The organism is Candidatus Vicinibacter proximus (genome assembly GCA_016713905.1).
Classification (GTDB): domain Bacteria; phylum Bacteroidota; class Bacteroidia; order Chitinophagales; family Saprospiraceae; genus Vicinibacter; species Vicinibacter proximus.
The window spans coordinates 1,540,596-1,553,980 of the sequence record JADJOE010000003.1 but is presented as its reverse complement, the minus strand read 5'-3'; the positions used below and the strand labels follow the sequence as shown (position 1 = coordinate 1,553,980).

Annotated in this window: 9 protein-coding genes; all 9 read left to right on the top strand. The window is 35.4% G+C overall.

The features are described from left to right. Nucleotides 1-694: 694 nt before the first annotated feature. The 9 genes from IPJ83_14770 to IPJ83_14730 all read left to right on the top strand — a co-directional run bounded on the left by IPJ83_14770 (nt 695) and on the right by IPJ83_14730 (nt 13,329). Nucleotides 695-4,510 (top strand): T9SS type A sorting domain-containing protein, encoded by a 3,816-nt coding sequence (locus IPJ83_14770; protein MBK7881804.1) that lies wholly within the window; start codon nt 695-697, stop codon nt 4,508-4,510. 70 nt (nt 4,511-4,580) lie between these two features. After that, a complete protein-coding gene (locus IPJ83_14765; GenBank protein ID MBK7881803.1) occupies nt 4,581-6,326 on the top strand; it encodes a T9SS type A sorting domain-containing protein in 1,746 nt (581 codons plus the stop codon). Between the two features lie 75 nt (nt 6,327-6,401). Then, a complete protein-coding gene (locus IPJ83_14760) occupies nt 6,402-6,836 on the top strand; it encodes a T9SS type A sorting domain-containing protein (protein ID MBK7881802.1) in 435 nt (144 codons plus the stop codon). A gap of 67 nt (nt 6,837-6,903) precedes the next feature. Beyond that, a complete protein-coding gene (locus IPJ83_14755) occupies nt 6,904-8,646 on the top strand; it encodes a T9SS type A sorting domain-containing protein (protein MBK7881801.1) in 1,743 nt (580 codons plus the stop codon). Between the two features lie 75 nt (nt 8,647-8,721). Continuing rightward, nucleotides 8,722-9,159 (top strand): T9SS type A sorting domain-containing protein, encoded by a 438-nt coding sequence (locus IPJ83_14750; protein MBK7881800.1) that lies wholly within the window; start codon nt 8,722-8,724, stop codon nt 9,157-9,159. Nucleotides 9,160-9,234: 75 nt separating this feature from the next. Further along, nucleotides 9,235-10,998 (top strand): T9SS type A sorting domain-containing protein, encoded by a 1,764-nt coding sequence (locus IPJ83_14745; protein ID MBK7881799.1) that lies wholly within the window; start codon nt 9,235-9,237, stop codon nt 10,996-10,998. Nucleotides 10,999-11,073: 75 nt separating this feature from the next. Beyond that, nucleotides 11,074-11,508: a T9SS type A sorting domain-containing protein gene (locus tag IPJ83_14740; GenBank protein ID MBK7881798.1), complete on the top strand. Its 435-nt coding sequence runs from the start codon at nt 11,074-11,076 to the stop codon at nt 11,506-11,508. Nucleotides 11,509-11,575: 67 nt separating this feature from the next. Further along, a complete protein-coding gene (locus tag IPJ83_14735; protein ID MBK7881797.1) occupies nt 11,576-11,806 on the top strand; it encodes a hypothetical protein in 231 nt (76 codons plus the stop codon). A gap of 179 nt (nt 11,807-11,985) precedes the next feature. Continuing rightward, nucleotides 11,986-13,329 (top strand): T9SS type A sorting domain-containing protein, encoded by a 1,344-nt coding sequence (locus IPJ83_14730; GenBank protein ID MBK7881796.1) that lies wholly within the window; start codon nt 11,986-11,988, stop codon nt 13,327-13,329. Nucleotides 13,330-13,385: the final 56 nt, after the last annotated feature.

Below are 13,385 nucleotides of genomic sequence, written 5' to 3'. Positions count from 1 at the left end.
GTAAAGAGGTTTTATTTCTTCTTTAGCCCCATAAAATTTACCTGACACCAAATAAATGGACAGGGGTTTAAATAAAGGTTGAATCCAACCTAATTTTAGAATTATGTGTGTGACTTAGGGGTAAAATAGTTTCTATCAATATAGTTGAATAACAATATATTACATGTTATTAAATTACATATGTAAAAATATACTGATAAGTAGGTATTGTGGTGTAACAATTTATTTGTTACATTGTGATTCACTTGATCAGTTTTGTCCGCGCCCTGCAGTTAGGATACACCACCATAGAAAAAATAAGTGCGGCATCATCGGCATTTGATTGTCTGTTTTTTTTACTTCCCGTTAGCGCGCCCGAGCAGTATAACTTGCAGATGACGAATTTTTTTATTGATGTACATCAATAGACTCAGACCTGATATTGGTATGAGAAATTATTGATTTTATTAACCCTTTAATTTGAATTTTATGAGAAACGAATTAAATTTATTTTACACCACACCACACCACACCACACCACACCACACCACACCACACCACACCACACCACACCACACCACACCAACTTTGTTGGGGGCAGGCGACACCCATCATCTTTGTTGATTTTGGGCATGCAAGACAACTTCAATTTATTTGGGGTGAATTCTTAAGATTATTTAAGAAAACGGCCTATTATTCAGTATTTATATTGTTTATGTTTGGAATAAGAATGGAGGATTGCGTTGGACAAGAAGATCCGGATTGCACCTTTTTATTTACAAAAGCCCTATGTGTGGATGATGGGTTTCAAATTTGTGTAGAGTCCATCGGTCAGTTTCAGGACACTCACTCTTGGACAGTGTCTGCCCCTGGCTTAGCTACACCAATATATTCATCTCAGTCAAAATTTTGTGTCACACTAAGTTTGTCTGTCAATACTCTGGTGACATTTACACATATCACAACACCAACGGCCGGAAGTCCTGATACTTGTATTAGAACCATAAGAATTGATGGCTGTGAAAGTAATTATTGCACATTTTTAGATCCAGACATTGCGGTAGATAGTTGTATGCATCTTTCGGTTGAAATTAATAATCCTACTGGCATTCATTATGTCTGGACTTTTGGTGACAATACACCACCAATTCAATCAGATACAGATCACTTAACCCATACATATACATCTGGAGGTGTGTTTGAGGTGTGTATCATTACAGCAAATGCTCCAACTCAATATTACAGGACTTGTTGCTTTAATGTCAACATTGATTCTTGTGATTGTTTTGATTTAAGTTGGAGTCAATGCAGTACTCAAGCAGGAGAAGAGTGCTGTTTTGAATTTACTGTCAGCTCGATTTTTGCGATTGACAGCATTGAGTGGGATTTTGGCGATGGCAAAGGTAAAAAATGGTCCTACGATACCATGGTCACCAGGGATTTTATTGGAAGTGGGCCTTATTGGGTTTGTGCAAATTATCATGTGGGAGAGGAATCAGTTTCTTGTTGTGAAAGTGTTTACTTGCCACCTTGCGAATGTTGTATGGACGCAGATTTTTCATTTCAGGAATTGGAAAGTTCACAACAATATCCTCCCTCCTGTATGAAGTCAAAATATAAGGTGATTCCAAGTTGCAATTCTCCCGGCATGACTGTCCATTATTGGTTTTTTTCTGACGGGACCGTATATACTGGCAGTTATCCAAATCATATCCCACCAGATCATTTCTTTACCAACTTTATTACTGAGGATGGTGAGATTTGTGTTACGCACAAGGTATATTGTGATACCATACTTATGGATGAAGTGACACATTGTAAAACCATTACACCCGGTGCCTATATCGGGCTTCCCCTGGCTACTTTAAAAATGAGTGACTATCTTAGCAATCAACAAATGAATGTTTACCAGTTTATAAACGCCTATATGAACCATTCGACTGTACCGTTACTGATAGAGGGTAATCTGATAGTGGATATCAATGTAAGTTTTGGAACAGGCATTTGGAATATGGCGGAAGGGTCACTCATTACAGTAAATCAGGGCAAAAATTTTCATTTAAACGGAACTGTCCTTCAGACTGCTGCCAGATTGGGGATTCCTTTTATTAATTGTTGCAGGTGGCAAGGAATTCAGGCCTACCAGCAATCCTCTTTGGAATGGACTGCGGCTGAAATTTGGGATGCATACAAGGCTTTGTACCTGCGTGGAGGAACAGGATCTACAAGAGGCGCGAAAATAAAGATGATTTCCTGCCGGTTTGAAGAAAATATTGATGGAATACACTTTGAACAATTTCATCGTATGAAAATAGAAGCTTTTCACGATAACTATATGAGAGGTTGTTGGTTAATCAACTGTGGAGAATTAAAATGCGGATGTGGAGATGGCACGGCCATTATTGTGGATCGCAATGATCATTTACAGTGGATGCCTAGTACAGGATCTGTCAATGAAATTGAAAATTTTAATACCGCCTTCAAGGTAACCAATGCCTCAGCCAGATTACGCAATTTTGATGTACACGACATCAAGTATATCGGAATCGATTACACTAAGGATAACTCCCTTAAAAGGGACCTGAATATAGACTCTATCAAGTTTGAACATATGCCTATAGCGGTACTTGATAAAATAAGCGGGGGTGCATCTCATACCCTGACTGCAGTGGCCAGTGATCCTCTGTCCAGTATCTGGACCAATAACGTGCATAAAGCATTTGATATAAATGCAAGCCGAACAAAAATATTTGCAAACATTGAACATGTTCATCTGCACACAGACAATGGTCCGGAGAATTTTGGAGTCAAGGTACATCTTTCAGGTACCCTGAACAATGAGGTCTTTGTATCCAACAATGACATCCAGACCAATGGCGGAGACCATACGATTGGCGTTAGTTTTACTGCAGATGCAGAAGGACCACAATCCGGATTCATCACCCACAATCGTATCTTAAACAACGCCACAAACAATGGTGCCGGGATATTTGTACACAATTGGCATGGAACCCGAATTCAAAATGATACCATCACAACAAACAATCCTAAACCGGGTATTGATATTTCTCACAGCCGCCAAAGTGTGATCACTTGTAATCGGTTGCTGGAAGGTGGTAATGGCCTTTTGTTTGTGGACAATCAGGAGACAACCATCAGCGATAATCTTTTTTACGACAACTCCAATCATTGTATTGAAACTCATGGTAACTGTATGGGAAGTTTAATTCGTCGTAATAATTTTAATCTAAGCACTTCGAGTAGTAATTGGTATTCGGATGGTTCATTTACAGGTAAACAACTTCACTCTCAATACAACTCATGGAATGGTCAAAATAACAATTCATCACTAAATGGAGAAATTAAATATGCAAGACCAACTAACCCTTTAAGACTTGAATGTCAATTTCTAGCACCTTCAGGTACTACGGAAGGTTCACAACATCATCCTTATAGAACTCCTGGCATGATTGTAGCAACAGGACCAACAATGAGCTCTCAAACTATTGTTTGCAATGCAGGACCAGTGATGCTACAATCAGATACAGCAACAGCTTATGGATACGCAGCGATATTAGCAGACAGCGCAAGTTTGGATAGCTTGCCAGAAGCAATTTTGACAGCATTGTACCAATCCATTTTTGCTGAAATATTACAATATCCACATTGGACTAGTCTTTCAGATACACTGTCAGATTTTTATGATGCATTGGAAAATGAATACGTAGGTGAAAGTGCTGTGCTTAATACTGATATTCACTCATTCCTTATGGAGATTGAAGTGCAACAGATTGTATTTGATTCTTTTGATGTTTTACATTCTGGTGTAGTCGATTCCATGATCATTGTTGAAGAATTAATTGAAGTAGAATCGGATTTAGACACATTGGCTCTATATGAAATTCTTTTGGATTCTCTCCAAGCTCAATTGGCTGATCTTGAAGAAGAAATAGGTAATTATCGTTACTTATGTGATAGTTTGAATGCAGAAGCCATTGAAGCATTAGAAGTTTCAAACAATTCTTTGGATCCACAAAATGACGCAGAAGAATATGACCAATGGGTGACTGAACAGAGACTGAAGTTACTTAACGGGACGGCTCTTGATTCCACAGCCGTGGCAGAATTGATGGTTCTTGCAGCAATGTGTAGGGATAGTGCTGGAATTGCTGTCAATTATTCCCGTGGATTTACTTTGGCCTTGATAGACAAATACATTCCCTTATTCAATTGTGAAGAAGAAGAATTTGGAGGACAACAGCTTGGACTTAAACAATTTATTCCTGTGGGAATATATCCAAATCCATCTACAGGGATTGTTTTGATTGATTGTGATATAAATGCTGAAATCATTCAAAATGTGAGGATCTCCGATCTTTATGGTCGCTATCAGATTCACCGTCCAATTTTAAATAAACATGGATCTGTTGGTTTAGATTTCTCTTCAATGTCAACAGGAATTTATATCGTTGAAATGCTTGATGGAAAAGGAAAAACCCTTTCTTCACAGCGCCTAATAATTCACAAATAAATTTTCTATGACCCACCCAACAATTTTGTAATTGGGTGGGTCAATTTTTTACATTCCATAAAATTTAATCATGAGATTACTTATTATTACTCTCTTGTATTCATTCTCTTTTATTCATGCACAAATCCCAAAGTTTGACTGGATTATTCCCGAAGGGTATAAAAGTAATATAGGATATTTTCAGCTGACTACAGATGTAAATTCTTATACAATTGTTTCAATAGAATATTTACTTTCACCATTTGAGGTATGTAATGAATCACACAATTTAAATACAGAGAACACCGCAGTCATTTTTTTAATCAAGTATGATCCACAAGGGCATTGTGTTTGGATGCATCAGTTAACTGATAATGTAACTGGAGTCATTGATGCCGGATTATTTTTATCTACCGATTTACAAGGAAATATTTTGATAGCTGGTGCCCATCGGGGTAAGGTTTGGCTAGACTCAGAGAATTATATACAATCACCGGACGGAGTTGGTGAAGGGTTCGTCTCTAAATTAGATCCAAATGGAAAACTACTTTGGTACAGATTAATAAAAAACGAAAATGATAAATTTGGCAATGTCAGCCCAATTGGGGTAACATGTGATTTGGAAGGAAATACTTACCTTTCAACTTGGCATTCCAATGGTCACTTAATTCTTGACAGTATACTTATAGAATACCGATCTAATGAAGGAGGTTTTAAAACCTCACTTCTAAAATTGGACACAGAAGGAAATCTGTTATGGTATAAAAAATTTGAAGCTAATAGCAGTATTTTCCAAAATATCAAAGTAAACAGTTTACAACAGGTTGTTGTTGTTGGTTCCTTTTATGGTCGGGAATTATGGGTTGATCAATCAGTACTTTTAAATCGTGATACTATTCAGCCTCATATTACTCATGATGCGGTTCTGCTGGTACTAAATGAGAATGGAAATGTGGAGTATTTACATTCCATAGGTGGACTTGGAACAGAATATATTTATCAATTGGAAATAGACAAGAAGAACAATATTTTCTTAGGTGGTTCTACTGGAAGCAAAGAATTTGAAATATTATCTAAAAATATTTTCCGCCTTTCTTCAAGTAAACCAGGAATAAATTTCATTGCGAAAATTAAACCTAACTATCAATTGGAATGGCTTTATGAAGATCATGTTTTAGATTGGTATGGTATGTCATATTTTATTTTAAATAGTAATCAGGATCTTTGGACATGCTGGAACCTTAACAAAGACAGCATTTATATCAACAACTCAGCTTTCTTCAGCCCTGGAAGTTCTTCACCTGATTTAATTTACATTCGATTTACAAATCTAGGCAGTATTGATAAGGTCTTCCAACTCAATGGGAAAGGAAGAGAGGGAGCCATAGGGATTGGTCATTGCGGCCTTCATCCCGATGGAGGCTTGGTAATTAGTGGTAAGTTTACTTCAGACACTCTGTATTTCGGAGACTATGCATTACCTACAGTCGCCAGAAAAAAAATAGGTGACCAATACACATCTTCAGCTTTTATTGCCCGAATCTCACCTGATGGCATGGTGGGATCTAAGAATGTTAGAAAACAAGAGAGTAATTTGATTTCTATCCATCCAAACCCAGCACAAGATTTATTTCAAATTCAATTTGATGAAGATCTGAGTGTAGATGGCAGAGTAGAGATATTGACAGCTACTGGCACTCTAATGAAATCAATAAATATCGCTAAAGGAAAGACTTCTACTAGTGTTGATGTGCGTGACTGGCCTGCGGGAGTTTATTTCGTAAGGTATCGAGATATGGAAGGAAGGAGCAGTGTGGAGCGGGTGGTGGTGGAGTAGAGGACGCTTAGTGTTATTTTTGCATTATAAATATTTGGAATTTTCTGTATTTTTAATAAAGAAAAATCATAGACTATGGTTCAATCAAAAAGTTTAAGTAAAGACTTAAATCAATTAGGGGGATTAGAAGCATTTTGTAAAGGCAATATTCAGATTTTGACTAGTTCAAATTCTTATGATGAACAAAGTAGGTACATTTCATTATTCAATTGCAACGAAGAAGAATATGGAGGTCAACAATCAGGACTTAAAAAATTCATTCCTGCTGGCATTTATCCGAATCCATCTACAGGGATTGTTTTGATTGATAGTGATATAAATGCTGAAATCATTCAAAATGTGAGGATCTCCGATCTTTATGGTCGCTATTTGATTCATCGACCAATTTTAAATAAACATGGATCTATAGGTTTAGATTTCACTTCGATGTCAACAGGAATTTATATCGTCGAATTGCTTGATGGGAATGCAAAAACACTTTCTACTCAAAGGCTAATCATTCATAAATAAATTCATAAGGCCCATCCATTATTAAGACTGATGGGTGGGCCAAATTTTCTATTTAAAAGGATAGACCATGCGATTCTTTATTTTTACTCTTTGTTATTCATACTCTTTGATTCATGCACAGATTACAAAATTTGATTGGATAATTTCTGAAGGGTATAATAGCAGTATAGGAAATATCCAACTAACAACAGATTTATTTTCAAACACAATAGTAGCTTTTAGATACATAATTTCACCGATTGAACAGTGTGGAAAAAAATATATCTCAAATACTGAAAATACTGACATTGAGTTTTTAGTCAAGTATAACTCAAAAGGTCAATGTATATGGCAACATAAATTCACAGATAATTTTACTGGAGTTTTGGATGCAGGTTTATTTTTATCTACTGATTTGCTTGGAAATATTCTAATTGCCGGAGCCCATCGAGGGAAAGTTTGGCTTGATTCAGAACATTTTATACAATCACCGGATGGTGTGGGAGAAGCATTTGTTGCCAAACTTGATCCAAATGGAAAATTACTTTGGCATAGGATATTGAAAAATGAAAAAGGAAAATTAGGAGAAGTTTCAGTAGGAAGAGTAACAACCGATCAAGAAGGAAATATTTATTTATCATCCGTACATAGTTACGGTCATTTGATCTTAGACAGTATAAGGATAGAGTATCAATCTTTGGTGGGATCTCATAAGGCCACAGTTTTTAAACTTGATCCCAATGGAAAAATGGAATGGTATAAAAAAATGGAAAGTTACTCTAATATTTTTCAACACATAAAAATTAACAACAATCAACAAATAATTCTGGCGGGATCTTTTACAGGGACTGAATTAAGTGTCGATCAGGTTATTTTGAGAAATCGAGATACTGTTAACCCTAAAATATCATCGGATGCAGTGTTATTAGTTTTAGACCAAACCGGAAATGTAAAATTTATAAAATCTTTGGGTGGTAACAAGCCAGAGTATGTATCTGATATGACAATTGATGAACAAGGTAATATTTTTATAGGTGGTACTAGTGAAAGTAAAGAAATTGATATATTTTCAAAAAAGATATTCAGTCTCCCTTCCAGTCAATATAGTATCAATTTTCTCGCTAAGATAAATCCTAATTATGAACTCGAATGGCTTTTCGATGATCATGTACTTGGATGGTTTAGTTTGCATTTTATTGTACTAAACAAGAATAAAGATCTTTGGACTGCCTGGCGTCTCAGTAATGATACCATTATTTTAAATGGAATACCTTTTGTCAGTATGAGTGATTCTTCGCCGGATTTTCTTTTCATTAGATTTAAAAATAGTGGCAATATCGATCAGGTTTTCCAGCTTAACGGTAATGGATGGGAAGGAACTGGATGTGTGGATTGTACAGGTCTACATCCAGATGGTGGAATAGTGATAAGTGGTCTATTTTCCTCAGATACATTGTTTTTTGGAGATATCGCAATCCCAAAGGTCTCTAGGCAGAAAATAGGTGATAGGACTTCCACAGGCTTTATAGCCCGCATGTCACCGGATGGGATGGTGGGATCTAAGGATGTGAGTAAACAAGAGAGTAATTTGATTTCTATTCATCCAAACCCAGCACGAGATTTAATTCAGATTCAATTTGATGAGGAGCTGCACGCTGATGGACATATCGAAATACTGACTACCACAGGCACATTGATGATGTTCCTTCACATCAATAAAGGATCTACATCCACTAATGTAGATGTGCGCAACTGGCCTGCGGGAGTTTATTTCGTAAGGTATCGTGATATGGAAGGTAGGAGCAGTGTGGAGCGGGTGGTGGTGGAGTAAAGGACGCATAGTGTTATTTTTACATTATAGATATTTGGAATTTTCTGTATTTTTAAAAAAGAAAAATCAAAGACTATGGTTCAATCAAAAAGTTTAAGTAAAGACTTAAATCAATTAGGGGGATTAGAAGCATTTTGTAAAGGCAATATTCAGATTTTGACTAGTTCAAATTCTTATGATGAACAAAGTAGGTACATTTCATTATTCAATTGCAACGAAGAAGAATTTGGAGGACAACAGCAAGGGCTTAAGCAATTCAAGACTGTTAGTGGTTATCCCAATCCATCAGATGGGTTATTTTTATTAAAAACTGGCTTCTTTAATGATTTGGTAGAAAGTCCTATATCCTTTAGTATTTATGACATTTATGGCCATGAGTATCAGTTGAATATTACACAAGTGCAAGATAATCTTTACGAACTTCAAGCCGATTGTTTATTCCCTGGGTTGTACATTATTGAATGCTCAAAAGGGAAAGAGAGGAAAATTATAAAGTTTAAAGTCATTAGATAACTTTTTGAATTATATTAATGAAAAGGTATATTAATGTTAGCATATCTTTTCATTAATATATTAATTAGACTGAATATGAAAAATATTAGGGTCGTTTTTCTGATAATAAATTCGCTTTTGTCTTTATCTACAGACGCTCAAAAATTTGGTTGGACCAATCATTTGCTTAAGACTGATGGTACAATGCATTGGATTGATTTAGAAATCGATAAAAAGGGAAATTATATTGGTATAGTTGAATTTTTAACTTTCTTACCTGAATTACCAGGAGTGACAATGTGTAATAAATATATACCGCCTTTTGATAATTATGGTAGCATGATTATATATTTAGACAAGAAAGGCAATTGTCTTTGGACTCATACTCTCCATTCTGATAGCGGAGCAGCTGGAGGTTTATATATTTCAATTGACAAGGGTGACAATTTTTATCTTTCAGGTTCTTTTATTGGTAAAATTAATTTGGCACCAGGTATATTTTTAGATTCAGGATCTCCACAAAACTCGTATAGTTTTATTGCAAAGTATGATTCAAAGGGCGAACTCGTTTGGTATAAAACTCTAAAAGTTAAGGACCCAAGTAAAACCTATACAGTGATTTCAGGAATTGAAAATGATTCTAGTGAAAATCTTTATCTTTTGCTTGATCATGGACAGGAAATATTATTTTTTGAAAATCAAATTGTTCAGAATAATCACATGCCATTAAAATATTTTAGTAGAATTCTAAAACTAGATAAGGAAGGAAATTTGATTTGGTCAAAATTATTCGAATCAGAATACGGATCGCCTCAATTAAAGAATTTGAAGAGTGATCATAATGGAAATATAATTATTCTTGGGACGTTCATTGGTAAATCAATGAAAGTTGATAGCCAGGAAATTATCAATTCTTATCAAGGAAATTTACAAAAATATGATGGATTTATAATTAAGTTTTCATGTAATGGTGATGTGCTTTGGCTTCATTCATTCGGAGGTAAGAATACCGATGATTATGGTAGTGGACTTGAGATAGACCTTCAGGATAATATTTATCTTACAATAAGGCCATCTTATTCAGGTCCTTTTGAGTTATTTGACACTTTAATTACAGACACTTTACTTGAAATGCCTTCCTGTATAGCAAAGTTAAATTCAGATGGTATTAAACAATGGTTTCGAGTATATGACTTTGGCGTCTCAAATAATAATGGTTATGTTACTGCAATTGATAAAAAGAATCAATTACATATCGCCTGGAGTTTAACCAAGGATTCAATAAAGATTGAAGAAAAGGTACTCAAGAGAATTAATAAAGGACAGGAAAATCAATATGACATGATTTATCTCATAATAGATACAAGTGGTAGAATTGTTAGCCTTTATAGTTGGGGAGGAGAAAAGGATGATATTATTTATAACATTGTTGTTCTGCCAAATGGAGAGATAACTATATCAGGAGGATTTAGTTCTGATACTTTGACACTTGGAGAACATTCACTTTACAAATTCGCTAATAAACCAACAGGAAATCTTACTTCTGATGGATTTATCGCCAATATCTCACCGGATGTGATGGTGGGATCTAAGGATGTGAGAAAACAAGAGAGTAATTTGATTTCAATTCATCCAAACCCAGCACGAGATTTAATTCAGATTCAATTTGATGAGGAGCTGCACGCTGATGGACATATCGAAATACTGACTACCACAGGCACATTGATGATGTTCCTTCACATCAATAAAGGATCTACATCCACTAATGTAGATGTGCGCAACTGGCCGGCAGGAATTTATCTTGTTAGATATCGCGATATGGAAGGTAGGAGTAGTGTGGAACGAATGGAGGTGGAGTAGAGGATGCATGGTTGTTATTTTTAAATTTTGGATATTTGATATTTTCTTTATTTTTAATAAGAAAAATCATAGGCTATGGTTCAATCAAAAAGTTTAAGTAAAGACTTAAATCAATTAGGGGGATTAAAAGCATTTTGTAAAGGCAATATTCAGATTTTGACTAGTTCAAATTCTTATGAAGAACAAAGTAGGTACATTCCAATATTCAATTGTGAAGAAGAAGAATTTGGAGGACAACAGCTTGGACTTAAACAATTTATTCCTGTGGGAATATATCCAAATCCATCTACAGGGATTGTTTTGATTGATTGTGATATAAATGCTGAAATCATTCAAAATGTGAGGATCTCAGATCTATATGGCCGCCATCAGATTCACCGGCCAATATTAAATAAACATGGATCTATAGGTTTAGATTTCTCTTCATTATCTTCCGGAATATATATCGTCGAATTGCTTGATGTAAAAGGAAAAACCATTTCCACTCAACGACTTATGATCCATAGATAAATTACTAAGGCCTACCCATTAATAATTCTTGTGGGTGGGCCTTATTTTTTAATTAAATTGACTTATCATGCGCATTATTATTTTTGTTTTTTTGTATTTAAATTCTTTACTTCAAGCTCAGATTCCAAAGTTTGATTGGATTATTGCTGAAGGAAATATGAGTAATATTGGTTTTTATTTAGTTACAACAGATGTGTTAGGTAACACCATTGCTTCTATTGAATACACTCTGTCACCCTTCAATTTATGCAATGATTTATTTAATTTTAATACTGAATACACAGCAGTCTTTTTTTAATAAAATATAATTCTAAAGGACAATGTATTTGGAAACATCAATTAACTGATAATTTAACAGGAGTCATTGATCTCGGATTATTTTTATCTACAGACAGACAGGGAAATATTTTAATCAGCGGAGCTCATCGTGGTAAAGTATGGCTGGACTCTGATCATTTTATACAATCACCTGATGGTGTGAGAGAAGCTTTCGTTGCAAAACTTGATTTGAATGGAAAGCTGCTTTGGCATAAAATTTTTAAATTAGAGAATGGAAAAGCAGGAGATGTAGCAGTGGATGGATTGCAGGCAGATCAGGAAGGAAATATTTATTTGACCTCTTCCCATAGTTTGAGCAGGTTGTTTTTTGAAGATTTACCTATTGAATACAATTCTAATTGGGGAGGTTCAAAAACTACCCTATTTAAGTTAAGCCCTGATGGTAATCTGTTATGGCATAAAAAATTTGAAGCTTACTTTAGCAGTTTTCAAGAGATTCAAATAAATAGTAAGAATCAAGTAGTTTTAGCAGGTTCATTTTCAGGATCAGACCTTACAGTTGATAGTAATGTAATAGAAAACAGGAATATCGCAAAGCCAGAGGAATCTTCAGATGCTGTGTTGACCGTTTTAGACCAGAATGGAGATGTGGTCTATTTACAGTCTATAGGAGGTGAGGGCAGTGATTATTTAATGACTTTAGAGATTGACATTGAGGACAATATATATGTTGGTGGCACAAGTTTTCTAAGTGAAGAGATTGAAATCCTTTCAGGCAGAGTAAAGAGGTTAAAGGCTAATCGTGAATGGAATAATTATTTAGCAAAAATTAAACCTAATTATGAGCTTGAGTGGTTATTTGATGACCAGCAAGTGTTTGGACATTTTGGAATTTATAATATTTTATTGAACAAGAATCAAGACTTATGGGTGAGTTGTAAGCTGGAGCCGGATACGTTTTATTTTAATAACATTCCTTATTTCTGCTCCTCAAATTCTTCTCCTGATATTTTGTACCTGCGTTTGGACACAAAAGGAGAAATTAGACAAGTCTTTCACATACATGGTAAGGGACGCGATTATGGCAACTATGGTCATTGGTCTGGAGGCCTTCATTCTGATGGAGGTCTTGTTATCAGTGGAACATTTACTTCAGATACACTGTATTTCGGAAACTATGCATTACCCACAGTAGCCAGAAAACAAATTGGAGACCAATACACATCATCTGCCTTCATTGCCCGCATCTCTCCGGATGGGATGGTGGGATCTAAGGATGTGAGTAAACAAGAGAGTAGTTTGATTTCTATTCATCCAAACCCAGCACGAGATTTAATTCAGATTCAATTTGATGAGGAGCTGCACGCTGATGGACATATCGAAATACTGACTAATACAGGCACATTGATGATGTTCCTTCACATCAATAAAGGATCTACATCCACTAATGTAGATGTGCGCAACTGGCCTGCGGGAGTTTATTTCATAAGGTATCGTGATATGGAAGGTAGGAGCAGTGTGGAGCGAGTGGTGGTGGAGTAGAGGATGCATGGTTGTTATTTTTAAATTTTGGATATTTGATATTTTCTTTATTTTTA

Excerpts from the sequence above, each read along its gene's own strand:
- IPJ83_14750 (MBK7881800.1), top strand. The coding sequence starts at position 8,722 with ATGGTTCAATCAAAAAGTTTAAGTAAAGACTTAAATCAATTAGGGGGA.
- IPJ83_14765 (MBK7881803.1), top strand. The coding sequence starts at position 4,581 with ATGAGATTACTTATTATTACTCTCTTGTATTCATTCTCTTTTATTCAT.
- IPJ83_14755 (MBK7881801.1), top strand. The coding sequence starts at position 6,904 with ATGCGATTCTTTATTTTTACTCTTTGTTATTCATACTCTTTGATTCAT.
- IPJ83_14740 (MBK7881798.1), top strand. The coding sequence starts at position 11,074 with ATGGTTCAATCAAAAAGTTTAAGTAAAGACTTAAATCAATTAGGGGGA.
- IPJ83_14745 (MBK7881799.1), top strand. The coding sequence starts at position 9,235 with ATGAAAAATATTAGGGTCGTTTTTCTGATAATAAATTCGCTTTTGTCT.
- IPJ83_14760 (MBK7881802.1), top strand. The coding sequence starts at position 6,402 with ATGGTTCAATCAAAAAGTTTAAGTAAAGACTTAAATCAATTAGGGGGA.
- IPJ83_14735 (MBK7881797.1), top strand. The coding sequence starts at position 11,576 with ATGCGCATTATTATTTTTGTTTTTTTGTATTTAAATTCTTTACTTCAA.
- IPJ83_14770 (MBK7881804.1), top strand. The coding sequence starts at position 695 with ATGTTTGGAATAAGAATGGAGGATTGCGTTGGACAAGAAGATCCGGAT.